Below are 17,454 nucleotides of genomic sequence, written 5' to 3'. Positions count from 1 at the left end.
TATATTGTACGTTTTCATGGGATGAATTTCAATGTTTTATCACACAAAAAAATCAGAACCTGATGTTTCAGATTCTGATTTTTGTATGTGTTGTGATCCTTTGAACGAATTGTTCTTAATTACATATTATCTAAAATCTCAGTTAAGATCTTATTAACGATTCCAGGGTTTGCTTTTCCCTGTGTCGCTTTCATTGTCTGTCCAACTAAGAATCCGATGGCTTTCTTCTTACCTGCTTTGTAATCTTCAACAGATTTCGGATTGTTGGCTACAATCTCTTCGATCGTTGCTTTTAAGGCTCCTTCGTCATTCATGGATTTCAATCCATGTTCTTCAACGTATGCTGCGGGATCGATATTTTCTTTGAAGACTTTCTCGAACACTTCTTTTCCTACGCTTCTGTTGATCTCATTTTTCTTGATCATCTCGATCAGTTTTGCAAGATGTTCTGGTTTGAATGATACATCGTCGATATCCATCTCTGATTCATTTACCAGACGAATGGTCTCTCCCATTAACCAGTTAGATACTTCTTTTGGCTCTGATCCAAGTGCAATTGTTGCTTCGAAAATATCTGCAAGATGTTTTGATCCTGTAATGATGTCGATATCATAGTCTGGAAGGTCATATTCTTCTTTATAACGGACTTTCTTCTCGTCTCTGAACTCTGGCTGTGCTTCTCTTACTTTGTCCATCCATTCATCACTGATCTCAATCGGTACTAAGTCTGGATCTGGGAAATAGCGGTAATCCTGTGCATCTTCTTTGGAGCGCATTGCATAAGATGCTCCCTTTGTATCATCCCAACGTCTTGTTTCCTGTACGACTTTCTCTCCTGCCTCGATCAGGTCGATCTGACGTTCCATTTCTCCTTCGATTGCTCTCTTGATGGCCTTGAAAGAGTTTAAGTTCTTCATCTCTGTACGTGTTCCGAACTCTTCTGCTCCGACTTCACGGACAGATAAGTTGACGTCAGCTCTCATAGAACCTTCCTGTAATTTGCAGTCAGATGCTCCTAAATACTGGATGATCAGACGTAATTTCTCAAGATATGCGATAACTTCGTCTGCAGAACGCATATCTGGTTCGGATACGATCTCGATCAGTGGTACTCCAGAACGGTTAAAGTCTACTAAAGAATCTCCTGTCCATGGATCATGCACCAATTTACCAGCATCTTCTTCCATATGGATCTCGTGGATTCTTACGTCTTTCTTCTCTCCATCGACATCGATTTCTACTTTACCATTTCGACAAATTGGTAAGTATAACTGAGAAATCTGATAATTCTGTGGATTATCTGGGTAGAAATAGTTCTTACGGTCAAATTTGCAGTTCTGTGTGATGTCGCAATTTGTTGCAAGTCCAACTGCCATAGCGTATTCTACAACCTGTTTATTTAATACTGGTAAAGATCCTGGCATACCTGTACATACAGGGCATGTATGTGTATTTGGTGCTCCTCCGAATGCTGTACTGCATCCACAGAAGATTTTTGTCTTTGTTGCTAATTCTACATGGACTTCAAGTCCGATGACTGTTTCGTAATTCTTGCTCATTATTTAGCCCCTCCTTTAGCGATTGCTGGAGCTTCATATGCTCTTGTCTGCTCAAATGTGTATGCTGCCTGAATGATTTTCTTCTCATTGAAGCAGTCTCCGATCAGCTGAAGTCCGATTGGCATTCCGTTCTTGTCCTTTCCACATGGAAGAGAGATTCCTGGAAGTCCTGCAAGGTTTACGGAGATTGTGTAGATATCTCCTAAATACATCTTGATCGGATCACTTAAGCTGTCTCCTAATTTTGGAGCTGTTGTTGGTGCAACTGGTCCTAAGATGACATCGTATTTCTCAAATGCTTTGTCGAATTCTTTCTTGATCAGTGCTTTTGTTCTTAATGCTTTTAAGTAATATGCATCATAATATCCTGAACTTAATACGAATGATCCTAACATGATACGGCGTTTTACTTCGGCTCCGAATCCTTCAGAACGTGTCTTCTTATACATGTTGTGAAGTCCTTCGTAATCTTTGGCTCTGTAGCCATATTTAACACCATCGAAACGTGATAAGTTTGAACTTGCTTCTGCTGCTGCGATAACATAGTATGCAGGGATTGCATATTCAACTAATCCAAGATCGAATTCTTCTACAATGGCTCCTTTTTCTTCTAATGTCTTTGCTGCTGCTAAAACAGCTTCTTTGACTTCTTCGTCAAGACCTTCTCCAAAGTAATCTTTTGGAATACCGATCTTCATTCCCTTGACATCATCTTTTAATGCAGATGTGAAGTCATAAGATTCTAATTTGACAGATGTGGAATCTTTCTCATCATAAGATGCGATTGCTTCTAATAATGTTGCACAGTCTGTGACATCTTTTGCTAATGGTCCGATCTGGTCTAAGGATGATCCATACGCGATCAGTCCGTAACGGGATACTGTTCCATAAGTTGGTTTGATTCCTGTAACACCACAGTAAGATGCTGGCTGTCTGATAGATCCACCCGTATCAGATCCTAATGCCATAAAACATTCATTAGCTGCAACTGCTGCTGCAGATCCACCTGATGATCCACCAGGTACTTTTTCTAAATCCCATGGGTTCTTTGTCACACCATATGCGGAAGTCTCTGTTGTACTTCCCATGGCGAACTCGTCCATGTTTGTCTTTCCTAAGAATACAACTCCTTCTTTGATCAGGTTCTCGACTGCCTGTGCGGAGTATGTTGGTACAAAGTTCTCTAATATCTTAGAACTGCATGTTGTTGTGTATCCTTTTGTACAGATATTATCTTTAATTGCCATTGGAACTCCAGCTAATGGTCCTGTATAAGTTCCATCATCGATTCCTTTCTGTACTTCTTCTGCTCTCTTTAATGCACTTTCTTCATCGTAAGAAACATATCCGTGTACATCACCTTCGACTGCCTTGATCTGCTCAAGTGCTGCCTTTGTTGCTTCTACAACTGTGATCTCTTTGTCTTTAATCTTCTTGCCTAATTCTACGGCAGTTAATTCTAAAATACTCATCTTCTGCCTCCTATATGATCGTCTTTGGCACGACAAAGGCATTGTCCTGCGCTTCTGGTGCGTTCTTTAATGTATCTTCGCTTCCGTCCCCATTTGTTACCACGTCTTCTCTGAATACATTCTTCACTGGGAATACGTGAGACATTGGTTCGACACTGCTTGTGTCTAATTCGTTTAATTTATCTACATAGTCAAGCATGCTTTCCATATCTTTCTTGGCCTGTTCTTTTTCTTCGCCAGATAATTCAAGCTTTGCTAAAATTCCGACATATTCAATCGTTGCATCATCAATATGATTTGCCATAAAATTTCCTCCTGTTAATTTGCCTATAGAGTTAATGTTACCATAATTTGAATGTTTTTAAAATATAAAATGAACAAAAGTCTGCCGTTTTTTCTCAAAAAATGACAGACTTTTGCTTACTTTTTTTAAAAATTTAATCCATTCAGGATCTGATTTATAAAATCTTTTATGTGAGTGAATGCCTCTGGTACAAGATCTGCTAAAAATGACAACAGATAAAGAATGAAAACGATCACCGCCCACATTCCTTTTTTTGATCTCTTCTTTTCTTTTTTATTTTTATAGGTTGATGTTTTCCTCTGTGTCTTCATTGACTGCGTCTTTGTATTCTTAATATTTTTAAAATCTGGATGTCGTTTTTCATCATGGATATATTTTGGCTGAGAAGTCTTTTTGTCAATCGTTAATATATCCCAATGACCATCTTTTAATATTCTTGACCGACCTAAGCGATTAAAATCATAACCACACATTGGGCAGACACCATTTCTTAACTTTTCTTCACAGATTGGACATTTCTCGTATTTCATAGACCCTGCTTTCTTACTGATTCGTTTTTATCTTATGGAAATGGTATCATATAATCTTAGTGTTTTCAAGAATTGCTCGACTTTATCTGTTATATATCAACAAAAAAATATGGCAGATTTCTCCACCATATCTTTTCTAAATTAAATTAATTTCCACATTTTCTGGAAATGCACGAAGGGTCATTGTATCTTTTCCATCATTTAGATAAATTTCAATAAATGTATTATCATAATATATCTCAATGTTTTTGAGTTCTTCTGACATTGAAACTTCTCTTTGAATTCCGTATTCTGTACTAAACTGATGCTTAAGCGTACTTCGGTCTGCAACTATATGTCCTGCTGCCCAGTCAATCTTAATACTTAGATGATCTTCTTGATCTCCGATCTGAATTTCTGAGATCTGTTTATCTGTCAGATTGATATACCATGTATCTTCTTCTGGTTTAATTCTTTTACTGTCTATATCAAGATGTGCATATTCATTCTTAATATTTTCTGGCACTTCCTGGCATAACTTTCCTTCTTTGATCGTTAAGAACCTTGGCATTGTCAGACTATGGATCCACATATCTTCTTTTGCATATGGGAGTTCCTGTGCCCCACACCCAAGCCACGCAAACATCATTGGTTGTTTGTCTTTTCCATAGAATGCCTGTGGTGCATAAAAATCAAATCCTTTGTCGATCTCATCAAATGATTCCACATGAAATGTTTTATCTTCAAGACTTAACTCACCGACAAAATATACACTGGAAAACTCATTGTGAAAACGTTCTCCCATTGGTGTACGTCCCATTAATGATAAGAATAAAACATCTTTTCCATCTATTTCAATATAAGATGGACATTCATACATATAACCAAGCTCCAGGTCAATTCCTGTCAGTTCAATATTTCCCTGATATACCCAGTTTTCAAGATCCGTACTCTTATACAAAATCAATCTTGCCTGCCCATCGATGCTTCCACCACCTAAAAGCATCCAGTATGCTCCTTCTTTTTCAAAGACAAATGGGTCTCTGATCTCCCCGATCAGTCCTTCTGGCTGTTCATCGATGATCGGATTGTTTGGAGATTTAAGAATTGTACCATCACTGTTCATAACTGCCATTGCCTGTTTTGGAATCTTTCCCTGTTCTGTCTTATAGTTTGCTGTGTAATAAAGATAAAGCTTACCATCTGCTTCTATGGAATTTCCTGAATAACATCCATTTTTCTCATATTCCTGATCTGGAATGAGCATCTGATCAGACCGTTCCCATTTTATGAGATCTTCCGAGATCACATGTGCCCAGTGTTTCATTCCGTGTTCTGGTCCAAATGGAAACCACTGATAAAACACATGGTATTTTCCTCCAAAATACGCCAGTCCATTTGGATCGTTCACTAGTCCACATGGGGGATGTATATGATAGGATGGATGCCGTGGAGTATCTTTACAATACTCCATAAGCTCCTTTAAATATGCTTCATGGCTTTTTTGGATCGGTGTATATTTTTCTACATCTAAAAATTTCATATTATTCCCCGATCACGTCTTTTCCTGCTTTGACATTGATTCCTGTCTTAAATGCCACAGGTGTCTGGTTACCTTCATCCGTTTTGACAAATACGACAACTGGATTTAATCCTTTTGCTTCAATCTTTGCTTTGTCAAATTTGAGAATTGGCTGACCTTCCTTCACGTGTTGTCCTTTCTTTACAAGATATTCAAATCCTTCCCCATTCATGGATACTGTTTCGATTCCTACATGGATTAGAAATACACTATTGTTTGTTGTTCGAACACCGATGGCATGTTTTGAACCTTCCATCACTGTACAGATTTCACCTTCTGCCGGCGCTAAGACTGTTTCACTTGTTGGGATGATCCCCACCCCGTCTCCTAATACTTTTTCAGAGAAGATTCCATCTTTTACATCTTCAATCGCAATAACTTTTCCGTCAACAACTGCTTTGACTGGTACTTTCGCTGTCTCATCAATTGTTAATGCAGATTCAGCTTCCTCCTCTTCTTCACCATGTGGAACACCTTTTGTTTTATTATAAATAACGATCAGTACGATTGGTACGATAAATGCGATCAGGTTTCCAATGACATAAAATACTAATTTATTTGGTACTACGATCAGAAGTCCTAATATTCCTGTTAATCCCTGTCCAATGGCTCTTACGCCTGCAAGTTTCATGAATGCTCCTCCACATCCAGCTCCTAAGCAAGAACATACAAATGGAATCACGGAATATTTTAAGTTTGCAGCAAAGATGGCTGGTTCTGAAATTCCTACTAATGTTGGAATGAAACTTGACATTGCGATATCTCTGTCTTTAGAATGTTTCTTTGCTAACAAGTACATTCCGATGGCTCCACCACCCTGTGCAATGATTGATACAGACCAGATTCCCTGAATGTAGTTAAATCCTGTCGTAGCGATCAGATTTGCTTCAATTCCCTGAATCGCCTGATGTGTTCCTGTAACTACTAATGGCTGTAATAACGCTGCAAAGACAAATGCTCCAAATGCTCCGAAACTGTTGTATAAAACATCGATCACTGCTGCTAATCCGTTACCGATCATATTTCCAACTGGTCCGAATACTGTAAATAATGCTACGTTTGCAAAGAAAATAGTAATTGTTGGTACGAATACAAATGATACCACAGCTGGTACATATTTCTGTGCGATCTTTTCTACTTTAGACATAAACCATGCGGTTAAGATTGCTGGGAATACTCCACCCTGGAATGCAACTTTTGCAATTGCTAATGGTCCGAAATGCCAGTAGCTTGCGGCAGATGGGTCTAATACAAACGTATTACGATTTACAAGATCTGGATGTACCATAACGATTCCGACTAAGATACCAAGGATCGGATTCCCACCGAATCGTTTGACAGCACTATACATTACAAGGATTGGCAGATAATTAAATGTTGTTGCCATGATTGCTAAGAATTCTGCAATATCTGCAACAAGTTTGCTCTGATCTGCTAAGGATCCTTCTAATCCAAATAATCCATTGGCTGTCAATAATGCTTTGACACCAGTCAGGATCGCTGCTGCAACAAATGCTGGAATGATCGGAATAAAGATATCAGAGAATACTTTGAATCCCTGCTGTAATTTCCCCATCTTGCTCATTCCTTCTGCCTTGGCATCAGACTGAGACATTTCTTTGACACCTGTTAATTCAATAAATGCATCATAGACATTGTTAACTGTTCCTGTTCCAAAAATGATCATCAGCTGCCCACTATTAAATAAGACACCTTTAACACCTTCGATATTCTCTAATGCTTTACGGTCATATTTTGTTTCATCATTTAAAATCAGTCGAAGTCTTGTCACACAATGTGTCGCACCTTTGATGTTACTAATCCCACCAACGTGATCTACCACATCTTGTGATATTTTTTTGTAATCCATCTATACTTGTCTCCTTTATTTCTCTCTTTTTATTTGTTTATTTTTGTTGCTATTTTTGTGTTTTTTGCTTCTAGTGTACCATCTGTCACTGTCAGTGCCAATCCATTTCCTGGATGATCACATAATCTTGCATTTAATGCCGTTCCATTAATATATAATGTTGAAATATCCTGGTCTATGATCAGGCAGATTTCATATTCTTTGTCTGCTTCCAATTTGATCGGACGCTCAAGTCCAATGTTAAAGCACTGATACCATGGATAATTTGGACATTTGTTAAAGACAACTTTATTTTCTTCCACAAAGAATCTGTATTCATATGAAACTTCTGTTTCTTCATCTTTGTAAAATCTGATAGAAAATTCTTTCGTTCCTTCTTCAAATTTTACAGTTGTTTTGAATGCTGCGATGCTTCCTGTATCTTCACAAAGAAGTGTTTCTTCTTTTGTGTCAATCGTTTTCATGCAAGGATTAAATAAATCTTTCCAACCATCGAATGCTTCCATCATCTGGTCTACCGGTTTTACCCCAAGTGTTCCATCTTCTTTCTGGAATACTTCGTGTGGCACGAAAGTTCCTCCCCACAAGTATGCGTTCTTGTCATCGTTATCGATTCTTGTTGGCACCCATCCAAAAAGTACTCTTCGTTCTCCATCAAATGCTGTACGTCCTGCATAGTATGCTTTACCGTCAAATGCATCATCAAATGGTGCTTCCCAAGGCCCGTATAGGTTCTTGCTTCTTCTGTAATGGATTTTATTACCATCACTGTATTCTGAGAATACAAGATACCACCAGTCTCCCATCTTAAAGATCTCTGGCATCTCAAACATTGTGTAGATTCCTGGTGCCCAGAAATCTCCTTTAAATTCCCATTTCTTTAAATCTTTTGATGTGAAATGTACGAGACGTCCTGTCTGTTTTCTCTTATCTTCTCCCTTTCTTGCTCCAAGGATCAACAGATATTCTTCTCTTTCCTCATCCCATAGGACAAATGGATCTCTCCAGTTTCTCTTATCATATCCTTCCTGTGGAGGAATCTCTAATGCTTCTTTCGATTTCTCCCATGTGATTCCGTCTGTACTTGTAGCATGAAGTAATGTCTGTGATGTCTTTCCTGCCTTTAAGAATTCTCTATTATATCCTGTATAAAATGCATGAAATCCTGCCTCTGTTTCAAAAACACTTCCTGCATAGATGAACTGATCTGCTTCTTCATCCGTTCCACGCTTTAAGCTTTCTCCATAGTCTTTGTAATCTACAAAATCTTTTGTTGTTGCTAATGCCCAACCGAATGGTTCTCCAAAAGGTCCTGGATTTCTTGTATCTCTCTGATGATATACATAAAACTGACCTTCTTTTCCATAAGGCATAATATCTCCTACCCAAATACCTTCTGGCTGATAATATAACTGATACATAATTTAATCCTTTCTTTGATTTACCTTGTTGCTTTCTATGGCTTTATTATATGTCAAACGTTTTCATATGTCAATCGTTACCACATTTATTTTTGTATAAAATATTAGGACAATTTTTGGTAGTTTTGCACAAAACTCATTTTATTTTGTACGTTCTAACATATTTTTAGGCATCAAAAAAAGGAAGAGTAGTATTTTCTCTTCCTTTTTTTATTCTCTATTATGTTGTCTGTCCTTCCAGTAATTTTACTGGAAGATCCATGCAGCTTTCTGCTGTTTTCCCTTCGATCAGATCAATCAGCTTATCCACCGCTACCTTTGCAATCTGTTTAACTGGCTGCTGGATCGTTGTCAGTTCTGGAACAAATCCTAAAATCTGCTTTGTTCCATCTACTCCGATGATCTTTAGATCTTTCGGAATATTGATTCCTTTTTGCCTTGCGACATGAAGTGCGATCACTGCAAGCGAATCATCTCCTGCAAAAATACCGTCAATCTCAGGGTGTGCATTTAACATATCATAAATAAGTTTTTGCTTCTCCACATTCTCCATGATGAATGGTACTTCTAAAATCATCTGAGGAAGCCCTGCTTTCTCCATCTCTTGAATATAGGCCTGACTTCGATTGTTACCTGGCATCTTTAATTTACTGTTTCCTCGGATACATAAAATATGCTGACAACCTTTATCGATCAAATGTCTGGTTGCCATCTGCCCTGCCGCATAGTTATCACATGAAACGACTGGAATATGTTCTCCAAGATAACGGTCAATTCCTACGACTGGCATCTTTAACTTGGAGTATGTCTCTACGACTGCGTTATGTGTTCCAACGATCATTCCATCTACCTGATTGCGTCTTAGCATATCAATATAGGCTTTCTCTGTATCCATCTGATTTTTGCTGTTACACAGAAGCATTTTGTAATTTTTCTGTGATAAATAATATTCTATCTGTTCTACAATTTCTCCATGAAATGGTGATGTTACAGTAGGAACGATAACCCCGACAAAATACGTTCTGTTATTTAACAACGCTCTGGCAATCTCATTTGGATAATAATTGATCTCTTCCATAGCATCATATACTTTTTTTCTTGTTTCTTCGCTGATGTATCCTCGGTTATTTAATACCCTGGATACTGTTGTAGGAGAAACTCCCGCTACTTTTGCCACATCTTTTATTCCAGGTTTCATTCCATACCTTCCATTTCTAACTTATTCTTAAAGTATCCCATCTTCTCGAAGCAGCTTTCCTACTTCTACATATTCTTCTCTGCTTCCCTCAAGATATTTGATCTCGTCCTCTGTCAATGTACGTTTGACTCTTGCTGGACTTCCCATAACTAAAGATCTATCTGGGATCACTGTATTTTGTGTTACAAGACTTCCTGCCCCGATCAAGCAGTGATTACCGATCTTTGCTCCATTCATAATAACAGATCCCATTCCGATCATGGAATTATCTCCGATCTGGCATCCATGGATCACGCTGTTATGTCCAACTGTCACTCCATCACCGATTTTTACACTATTCCCTTCATCTACATGGATCGTACAATTTTCCTGTATATTACTCTGATTTCCGATCACAATGGACTCTTCTCCTTCACAGCGCATTGCTGTAAAGAACAGTACCGTAGATTCTTCTCCTATAGTAATATCCCCAACTAAAACAGTTTCTTTTGCTACTTTTGCTGAATCAGCGATCTTTGCCTGTTTGTAATTCATGTTCTATCTCCCGATATTCTTCTTATTGCTCTTCTGAGAGTAGTTCATTCTTCCTTCTTTCCAACCCTTCTTGTCTGTCTTATCCCAGTCTAGGTTGTCTCCGAAGATATATCTTGTCATCCATAATAAGCTGACCGTTGGAACCACTACCCATAATACTCTGTATTCAAGTTCCATTAAAAATGGTAAAAATGCCAATCCTGCCGCGTGGATCAGTAAGATCACTGCCCATGCGATGATCAGCCAGTAACCGATCTTAAATGCTTCTGGCATATCTCTTCCCATTTCTTTTCCAAAATAAAAACGTTCTGCTGATAAAATGGCGGCAGCTAATATTGTCATGATCACACACATTTTATAGAATACGTTACCATTCATATACTGTCCTAAAAACATTCCGATCACTGATATGATAAACATCAGGATCAAAACCGCCCAGAGAACCTTTTCCAGCTTTCTTGTTACTTTATTCGTTGTTACATTTTCTTTCTTCATCTTGTATAACCTCAATCTCTACTTTCTATCAGAAGCAGTTTGCCTTCTCGATAAGAGATAGTTCCTTCTTCTGCTTCCAGTTCATTGCTGATCCCCCATGATTCATGGAATACCAGCGTGTCATTATTCAGTGGGTATTTAAATCCCTGTAATGTGACACCTTTTGCCTCATATATCGGGATCAAAGATACATATTTACCAAACTGGTCTTTCTTTGATACTGTGCTTTTGTGATCCAGAACTCTCATACGATTATTCGCATCGATCAGCTCTGCCTTTACACCCTTGCTGTGTGCATAAAACAACTGCCCGATATTACCTAAAACATGATCCAGCCTTGTTCCTGTTCCTCCCACTAACAGGATCTCGTCTGCACCTGTTTCAATGGCTTTCTGCATTGCAAGTCCTGTATCGGTATCGTCTTTCTCACATGGTGCGATGATCTTCTCATCTGTGGAAAACTCTTCCATTACATCCTTGTTGCAGCTATCAAAATCACCCAGAATGATATCTGGTTTGATATCTAATTTTTTAGCGTAAAGCAGTCCTTTGTCTGCGGTGATCACTTTATCTGGATTCCACTTCTTAATATAATCTGCCGCAAATGTTTCTTCTACCGCTCCGCCTGTTAAAATCAATACGCGCATTACCATTTTCTCTTTTCTTTTAATTCTGTATAAATATTTACATAATTATCATATCGGATCTTTGAAATCTTTCCTTCTTCCAAAGCTTTCTTAACTCCACAGTCAGGCTCATGCGTGTGACTGCATCCCTGAAATCTACATTCATCTTCATAATCAGCAAATTCCTGAAAATAATCTTTGATCTCGTCTTCTTCAAACATATGAATAAATAAAGAACTAAATCCCGGAGTATCTAATACAAATGTATCTTTCTCGATACGGATCAATTCCGAATGCCTTGTTGTATGACGTCCTCTTTTGATCTTCTCACTGACTTCTCCTGTTTCCATCTGTGCTTCTGGCTGGAGCAGATTCATCAAAGATGATTTTCCTACTCCGGATGGTCCTGCAAGCACTGTCGTCTTTCCGTGGATCAGTTTCCTGATCTCATCAATTCCTTCTTCTTCTTTGACGCTGATGAACTTTACAATATGTCCACAGTTTTCATATACTTTTTCTAACAATGTCAGATCTTGTTCTTTTGCAAGATCCACTTTGTTGAAGCAGACGATCACAGGTACTTCCTGTTTCTCCATCATCATCAAGAATCGATCCAACAGATTATAGTTCGGCTTTGGGTTTTTCGCTGCAAATATGATCAACGCCTGATTGACATTTGCAACTGCCGGACGGATCAATTCGTTACTTCTCTCATAGATCTTTGTAATGTTTCCTTCCTGATCTTCCTCGTCAAGAATATCAATTTCAACATTATCTCCGACTAATGGCTTCATCTTCTTATTCCTGAAAATACCTTTTGCCTTACATTCATATAATTTATCTTCTGTCTGCACATAATAAAATCCTGCGATTCCTTTTATGATCTTTCCCTGCATGAATTATCTCCTGCTATTCTTCATCTGCTGTTGAATCCTGATCTGCTGTTGTTGCAGTCTGGCGAGGCCCAAGGCTCACATAAATTCCGACTGCTGTTCCTTCTTTTACTTTGCTTCCTGAACTTACTGTCTGTCTGATAACAAGTCCTTTTTCAACACTGTCACTATATTCTGTTAATACACTTCCAAGTACCAAATTCGAATTCTTTAGTTCACTTCTTGCTCCTGATTCTGTGAAATAACGAAGATTTGGCACTCTTACCATAGTCTCTGGTTTCTCACCTTGGCTTACAGTAATAACGACTGTAGAATTCTTTGTAACTTGATTTCCACTTCCTGGTGACTGGGAAATAACTTTTCCTTTTGCTACATCTGTACTGTATTTTGTCTTAACAGATACTTTCAGTCCTGCTGCTTCTAACTCACTTTTGGCTGACGATTCCATCTTGCCTACAACTTCTGGCACAGAAACTTTATCTTCTGTTCTTGTACCTTTGCTTACAACTAAAGTCAGTGTTTTGCCTTCCTCTAATTCTGTATCACTTTCTGGATCCTGTCTTATAACAAGACCCTTTGCATAATCAGCAGAATATTCTTCTTCTACTTTGATCTTAAATTTGCCATCGATCTTCTCTCTTGCTGCACTTAATGACATTCCAATATAGTTGTCGACTGTATATTTTTTAGATTCCGTGTCATTTGATTCTGCCGTTGTTCCAATGCTTGTTGTCGTTGTTGATTTTCCGGATTTGAACACTCCAGAACTTTTCACAACAAATACAATGATTGAAATTAATATGATTGCTCCAACAACTGCCGCAAGCACAATAACTAATTTCTCAATCTTGGAATTCATTCCGGATTCTTCCTCATCATCTTCATCAAGATACGCATTCTGTTCTTCATCTTTCAATGGTTCTTCCTGTTGTATCTTTTGATCCTTCTTTGGTGTATTGATTCTCTGTGTCAGCTCATTCTGATCGATCATAATCGTTGGCGAATCATCGATTGCCGGCACAACACCTACATAACCGCCAGATGTGTCTTCAAATACAAGTCGCAGATCAGCGATCAGATCATCTGCTGTCTGATAACGCTCTTCCGGCTTTTTCATTGTACATTTTAGAATGATCTTTTCTAAGCTGTCTGGAATTCCATCCCTGATCTGACTTGGAGGTGTGATCTCATTCTGCAAATGCATCAATGCGATCGTTACACCATTTTCATGATCAAATGGAACATGACCTGTAACCATCTCATACATTGTGATACCTAAAGAATAAATATCACTCTTCTCATCACAAAAACGTCCCTTTGCCTGTTCTGGCGAAATATAATGTACGGATCCCATAGCTGTTGCTGTGGAAGTTACTGTATTACTGCTTGTTGCCTTTGCAATCCCAAAATCTGTAACTTTAATAATTCCAGTATCAGACACAAGGATATTCTGCGGTTTGATATCTCTGTGAATAATATGATTTTTATGTGCATGGGAGATTGCGGATGCGATCTGCGTTGAAATCTCCACCGTTTCTTTTGGACTTAAATATCCTTTTTTTCTGATATATTCTTTTAATGTAATACCTTCTGCAAGTTCCATAACAATATAGTTAATGCCATCTTCTATCCCAACATCATAGATATTAACGATATTTGGATGGGATAATCTTGCTACGGCTTGTGCTTCTGTCTCAAATTTTTTTAAAAATTTCTCGTCTTCTACATATTCACTTTTTAATACCTTCACTGCAACGTTCCGGTTTAGTTTATGATCTTTCGCCATATAAACATCTGCCATTCCACCGCTTCCAACGCGCTTGAGCACCTCATAACGGCCTGACAGCATCGTACCAAGTTCTAACATCTATCCTTCACCTCATCTCTTTAAATCCACGATCACCAACGAAATATTATCTTTTCCTCCGTACTCATTGGCACGAGCGATCATCTTGTTTATCTTATTGGCAATCTGATCGTGATCTAAAAGAAGTTCTTTTAACTCATCGTTTGATATCATATTGGAAAGTCCATCACTGCAAAGCAGCAGGTATCCTTCTTCTGCTTCAAATTCAAAAAAATCCGGCGTTGCTACCTGTGAACCAAGAGCTCTTGTGATCACATTCTTCTTCGGATGAATCCTTCCCTGTTCTCTATCTAACATTCCAGCATTGATCAGTTCTTCTACATAAGAATGATCTACCGTAATCTGTTTTAATTCCTTATTTCCATAATATAATCTGCTATCACCAATATTCATAACAGTAACTTTATGATCAGAAACCGTTGCGGCAACAAAAGTCGTACCCATTCCTGCGTACTTTTCATTCTCCTTGCTTTCTGCAATGATTTCCTGATTCACTGTGGCAATACAAGTCTTCATAAGCTCAATCGGGTCTGTCTGTTCTGATTCTTCGATCAATTCTACAAATCTTTCCACTGCAAAAGAAGAGGCCTTCCCTCCTGCGCGGTGTCCTCCCATACCATCTGCCACAATATAAAGATTTTTTAAGTTCCCTACAGGCTGGTCATGAAAGAAAATCTTATCCTGATTCTCTGTCCTTACCTTGCCTATATGTGAAGCTCCTACGGATCGCATATCGTTCTCCTTTACAATCTTGACTGCAGTTTTTTTCTTCTAAGCTGTCCACAGGCGGCATTGATATCTGCGCCCATTTCTCTTCTTATGGTAACATTTACACGATTTTTTTCAAGTATCTTTTTAAATTCCATCACTGACTGAGGCATGGACTGCTTGAAATCTCGCTCTTTGATCGGATTGACTGGGATCAGATTTACATGACATGGAAAACCTTTTAATCTTGACGCCAGTTCCTGTGCATGTACCGGCTGATCATTCACACCGGCTACCAGACTATACTCAAATGTCATTCTTCGATTTGTTTCTTTAAAATAGTAATGGCATGCATCTAACAACTCATTGATCGAATATCTCATAGCAATTGGCATAAGTCCTCGTCTCATTTCATCATTTGGAGAATGAAGAGAGATTGCTAATGTAATCTGCAAATGTTTTTCAGCTAATTCTTTGATCTTTGGAACAATTCCACATGTTGAGATCGTGATATTTCTCTGACTGATATTTAATCCATTCTCAGATGTGATCAATTCTAAAAACCTTAACACATTGTCGTAATTATCCATCGGTTCCCCTGTTCCCATCATCACAACATTGGAAACTCTTTCTCCTGTATCTCTCTGGATATAATAAATCTGGGAAAGCATCTCGGATGGTGTCAGGTTTCGGTCTAATCCACCAAGTGTGGATGCACAGAATTTACATCCCATTCTGCAACCTGCCTGAGATGAAATACAGACAGAATTTCCATGCTTGTATTTCATCAATACACTTTCAATGATATTCCCATCATATAATTCAAACAGATATTTTCTGGTTCCATCAATCTTTGATATAAAACAATCGACTGGTTTGACTCCATAAACATCCTGTGTCTGCTCTATTTTTTCTTTTAATTTCTTTGGTATATTATTCATCTCATCAAGAGATAGTGCAAGATGTTTATGAAACCATTCGTATACCTGTTTGGCACGAAATTTCTTCTCTCCGATCGATTCCATATATTCCTGCATCTCAATAAGAGTCATTGATTTTAAATCCATAAAATTATTTTCTCCTTAATTTTGCTATGAAGAATCCATCACATGGATGAACTCCCGGAAGCAGCTGGATATATCCATCTTTTGCAGTTTCAATCTTTAGATTCTTTGGCAATTCTTCTGTGATATCCACAGCTTCGTAATCAAAATTATTAATTATCCACTGCATATTCTTTTCATTCTCTTCTGGATTGATCGTACATGTGCTGTAGATCAAAGTTCCTCCATGTTTTACATACTGTACTGCATTTGTAAGAATTTCTCTTTGAAGTTTTACAAGATCTTTCATTCCATCTTCAGAAATATGGTATTTGATATCATTTTTCTTACCCATGATCCCAAGACCAGAACATGGAACATCTGCGATCACTACATCTGCTGCTTCGATATGTTCTTCGTCCAAAATTGTCGCATCGAATACTTCTGCTTCCATATTGGTAAATCCCATGCGCTCAATGTTATCTTCGATCAGATCTGTCTTATATTCTGTCAGATCTCTTGATAATACCTGCCCACTGCCTTTCATCTGATCAGCTGTATACAAGGATTTTCCTCCTGGTGCACTGCAAAGATCCATTACAAACTGTCCTTCTTTTGCTCCAGCTAACTTTGCACATAACATGGAACTTTCATCCTGCACATAGCATTTTCCTTCACGGAATGCTCTCAGTCGGTATAAGAAATCATAATCTGAAATCTTCACTGCATTTTCAATCAGTTCTCCGTCTTCTACTGTGACATTCTCTTCTTCTAATTCCTTACGGATCACATCTTTGCCGCCTTTGCTCATAAGGCAGCACAGTGTTGTCTTTTTGTCTTCTAAGTAAGATTCTATGATCTTCTCCACTGTCTCATCGTCGTATGTTTTCATAAAGAATTTTATGATCCATTCTGGAATTGAATAGGTCACAGACAAATATGTTACAAGATTCTTGTCCTTCTTTGGATAACTGATCGTTTCTTTTTTTCTTGAAATATTGCGGAGTACTCCATTTACAAAGCCTGATAATCTTGAAAATCCTCGCTTCTTTGCTAATTTTACTGCCTCATTACATGCTGCTGAATCTGGTACCTGATCCATGTAAAGGATCTGGTAGATTCCCATGCGAAGCAATGCTCTGATTAAAGGTTTGCATTTTCTGATCTTTGTTTTTGAAAACTGATCAGCCACATAATCGATCGTAATCTGACGTTCTAGTGTTCCTTCCACCAATCTTGTAAAAAAGGCTCTGTCTCTTTTTTCTGAAAACTGGTATTTTTCTAAAACATTGCTGATCGCTATATGGGATAATTCTTCCTTTTTATCAACTTTAATAAGCACATCCAATGCACATTCTCTTGGATTCTCCATC

At 38.1% G+C, this 17,454-nt stretch carries 16 protein-coding genes; all 16 read right to left on the bottom strand.

Features of this window, described 5'->3' with window-relative positions:
* Positions 1-119: 119 nt before the first annotated feature.
* Positions 120-1,559: an Asp-tRNA(Asn)/Glu-tRNA(Gln) amidotransferase subunit GatB gene (gatB, locus tag OCV53_RS02985; RefSeq protein ID WP_022374434.1), complete on the bottom strand. Its 1,440-nt coding sequence runs from the start codon at positions 1,557-1,559 to the stop codon at positions 120-122.
* Positions 1,559-3,031 carry an Asp-tRNA(Asn)/Glu-tRNA(Gln) amidotransferase subunit GatA gene (gene gatA, locus OCV53_RS02980; protein ID WP_055196527.1) on the bottom strand — a complete coding sequence of 491 codons (1,473 nt, stop codon included), beginning with the start codon at positions 3,029-3,031 and terminating at the stop codon, positions 1,559-1,561. The genes gatB and gatA overlap by 1 nt, the downstream gene beginning before the upstream one ends.
* Positions 3,032-3,041: 10 nt before the next feature.
* A complete protein-coding gene (gatC, locus tag OCV53_RS02975; protein ID WP_008394280.1) occupies positions 3,042-3,335 on the bottom strand; it encodes an Asp-tRNA(Asn)/Glu-tRNA(Gln) amidotransferase subunit GatC in 294 nt (97 codons plus the stop codon).
* Positions 3,336-3,460: 125 nt separating this feature from the next.
* The gene (locus OCV53_RS02970) at positions 3,461-3,865 is read right to left on the bottom strand and encodes a Clp protease/crotonase-like domain-containing protein (RefSeq protein WP_055196526.1); all 405 of its coding nucleotides are present in this window, start codon (positions 3,863-3,865) and stop codon (positions 3,461-3,463) included.
* Positions 3,866-4,001: 136 nt separating this feature from the next.
* Positions 4,002-5,387 carry a glycoside hydrolase family 32 protein gene (locus OCV53_RS02965; protein WP_055196525.1) on the bottom strand — a complete coding sequence of 462 codons (1,386 nt, stop codon included), beginning with the start codon at positions 5,385-5,387 and terminating at the stop codon, positions 4,002-4,004.
* A 1-nt stretch (position 5,388) separates the two neighbouring features.
* Positions 5,389-7,296: a PTS sucrose transporter subunit IIABC gene (locus OCV53_RS02960; RefSeq protein WP_055196524.1), complete on the bottom strand. Its 1,908-nt coding sequence runs from the start codon at positions 7,294-7,296 to the stop codon at positions 5,389-5,391.
* A 29-nt stretch (positions 7,297-7,325) separates the two neighbouring features.
* Positions 7,326-8,717, bottom strand: a complete 1,392-nt coding sequence (locus OCV53_RS02955) for a family 43 glycosylhydrolase (RefSeq protein WP_055196523.1) — start codon at positions 8,715-8,717, stop codon at positions 7,326-7,328.
* 220 nt (positions 8,718-8,937) lie between these two features.
* Positions 8,938-9,915 carry a LacI family DNA-binding transcriptional regulator gene (locus OCV53_RS02950; protein WP_022374255.1) on the bottom strand — a complete coding sequence of 326 codons (978 nt, stop codon included), beginning with the start codon at positions 9,913-9,915 and terminating at the stop codon, positions 8,938-8,940.
* Positions 9,916-9,942: 27 nt separating this feature from the next.
* Entirely contained in the window at positions 9,943-10,449 is a 507-nt protein-coding gene (locus OCV53_RS02945) for a gamma carbonic anhydrase family protein (RefSeq protein WP_055196522.1), read from the bottom strand.
* A 3-nt stretch (positions 10,450-10,452) separates the two neighbouring features.
* Entirely contained in the window at positions 10,453-10,944 is a 492-nt protein-coding gene (locus tag OCV53_RS02940) for a hypothetical protein (RefSeq protein WP_022374253.1), read from the bottom strand.
* Positions 10,945-10,955: 11 nt separating this feature from the next.
* Positions 10,956-11,591 carry a thiamine diphosphokinase gene (locus tag OCV53_RS02935; RefSeq protein WP_022374252.1) on the bottom strand — a complete coding sequence of 212 codons (636 nt, stop codon included), beginning with the start codon at positions 11,589-11,591 and terminating at the stop codon, positions 10,956-10,958.
* The gene (gene rsgA, locus OCV53_RS02930; protein WP_022374251.1) at positions 11,591-12,466 is read right to left on the bottom strand and encodes a ribosome small subunit-dependent GTPase A; all 876 of its coding nucleotides are present in this window, start codon (positions 12,464-12,466) and stop codon (positions 11,591-11,593) included. The genes OCV53_RS02935 and rsgA overlap by 1 nt, the downstream gene beginning before the upstream one ends.
* Positions 12,467-12,479: 13 nt before the next feature.
* Entirely contained in the window at positions 12,480-14,330 is a 1,851-nt protein-coding gene (gene pknB, locus OCV53_RS02925) for a Stk1 family PASTA domain-containing Ser/Thr kinase (RefSeq protein ID WP_055196520.1), read from the bottom strand.
* Between the two features lie 12 nt (positions 14,331-14,342).
* A complete protein-coding gene (locus OCV53_RS02920; protein WP_022374249.1) occupies positions 14,343-15,062 on the bottom strand; it encodes a Stp1/IreP family PP2C-type Ser/Thr phosphatase in 720 nt (239 codons plus the stop codon).
* Between the two features lie 11 nt (positions 15,063-15,073).
* On the bottom strand, positions 15,074-16,105 hold the full coding sequence (gene rlmN, locus OCV53_RS02915; protein WP_022374248.1) for a dual-specificity RNA methyltransferase RlmN: 1,032 nt from the start codon (positions 16,103-16,105) through the stop codon (positions 15,074-15,076).
* A gap of 4 nt (positions 16,106-16,109) precedes the next feature.
* Positions 16,110-17,453 carry a 16S rRNA (cytosine(967)-C(5))-methyltransferase RsmB gene (gene rsmB, locus OCV53_RS02910; protein WP_055196519.1) on the bottom strand — a complete coding sequence of 448 codons (1,344 nt, stop codon included), beginning with the start codon at positions 17,451-17,453 and terminating at the stop codon, positions 16,110-16,112.
* Position 17,454 lies beyond the last annotated feature (1 nt).

It is taken from the genome of Anaerostipes amylophilus (assembly GCF_025567365.1).
GTDB lineage: Bacteria > Bacillota > Clostridia > Lachnospirales > Lachnospiraceae > Anaerostipes > Anaerostipes amylophilus.
Note: the sequence above shows the minus strand (reverse complement) of the source record. Positions and strands in the feature narration are given on the sequence as shown.

Coding starts and splice junctions, on each gene's coding strand:
- gatB (WP_022374434.1), bottom strand. CDS start 1,559: ATGAGCAAGAATTACGAAACAGTCATCGGACTTGAAGTCCATGTAGAA.
- gatA (WP_055196527.1), bottom strand. CDS start 3,031: ATGAGTATTTTAGAATTAACTGCCGTAGAATTAGGCAAGAAGATTAAA.
- gatC (WP_008394280.1), bottom strand. CDS start 3,335: ATGGCAAATCATATTGATGATGCAACGATTGAATATGTCGGAATTTTA.
- OCV53_RS02970 (WP_055196526.1), bottom strand. CDS start 3,865: ATGAAATACGAGAAATGTCCAATCTGTGAAGAAAAGTTAAGAAATGGT.
- OCV53_RS02965 (WP_055196525.1), bottom strand. CDS start 5,387: ATGAAATTTTTAGATGTAGAAAAATATACACCGATCCAAAAAAGCCAT.
- OCV53_RS02960 (WP_055196524.1), bottom strand. CDS start 7,296: ATGGATTACAAAAAAATATCACAAGATGTGGTAGATCACGTTGGTGGG.
- OCV53_RS02955 (WP_055196523.1), bottom strand. CDS start 8,717: ATGTATCAGTTATATTATCAGCCAGAAGGTATTTGGGTAGGAGATATT.
- OCV53_RS02950 (WP_022374255.1), bottom strand. CDS start 9,915: ATGAAACCTGGAATAAAAGATGTGGCAAAAGTAGCGGGAGTTTCTCCT.
- OCV53_RS02945 (WP_055196522.1), bottom strand. CDS start 10,449: ATGAATTACAAACAGGCAAAGATCGCTGATTCAGCAAAAGTAGCAAAA.
- OCV53_RS02940 (WP_022374253.1), bottom strand. CDS start 10,944: ATGAAGAAAGAAAATGTAACAACGAATAAAGTAACAAGAAAGCTGGAA.
- OCV53_RS02935 (WP_022374252.1), bottom strand. CDS start 11,591: ATGCGCGTATTGATTTTAACAGGCGGAGCGGTAGAAGAAACATTTGCG.
- rsgA (WP_022374251.1), bottom strand. CDS start 12,466: ATGCAGGGAAAGATCATAAAAGGAATCGCAGGATTTTATTATGTGCAG.
- pknB (WP_055196520.1), bottom strand. CDS start 14,330: ATGTTAGAACTTGGTACGATGCTGTCAGGCCGTTATGAGGTGCTCAAG.
- OCV53_RS02920 (WP_022374249.1), bottom strand. CDS start 15,062: ATGCGATCCGTAGGAGCTTCACATATAGGCAAGGTAAGGACAGAGAAT.
- rlmN (WP_022374248.1), bottom strand. CDS start 16,105: ATGGATTTAAAATCAATGACTCTTATTGAGATGCAGGAATATATGGAA.
- rsmB (WP_055196519.1), bottom strand. CDS start 17,453: ATGGAGAATCCAAGAGAATGTGCATTGGATGTGCTTATTAAAGTTGAT.